The following is a 250-nucleotide window of genomic DNA, read 5'->3' on the forward strand; positions in this document are numbered from 1 at the left end:
GTCATGGTTTAGGGCTATATATTTATGCAAATGAAGATTTACCAGTTCTAACAGAAGAACAAAAAGAGCTTGAAGCAGAAAAACAACGACTTAGAGAGATTCAGCCACTTATAAAACGAGCTGAACAACTAGGATACCAAAATATTGACAGCTTGAAAAATAAGACTAAAAAAGAAATTACCGACATCATGAAGATTTGGTTAGCACAGCAAGAAACAGAAAAAGGGGAATAATTAAATGGCAATCATCA

Annotated in this window: 1 protein-coding gene; it reads left to right on the plus strand. The window is 33.6% G+C overall.

Annotated elements, in window-relative coordinates:
- Positions 1 to 233, plus strand: a 233-nt coding sequence (locus L977_RS24840) for a topoisomerase (RefSeq protein ID WP_047626948.1), incomplete at its 5' end; no start/stop codon positions are given.
- Positions 234 to 250 lie beyond the last annotated feature (17 nt).

Origin of the sequence: Enterobacter sp. ZOR0014, from assembly GCF_000798855.1 — a bacterium.
Lineage (GTDB): Bacteria > Pseudomonadota > Gammaproteobacteria > Enterobacterales > Enterobacteriaceae > Enterobacter > Enterobacter kobei.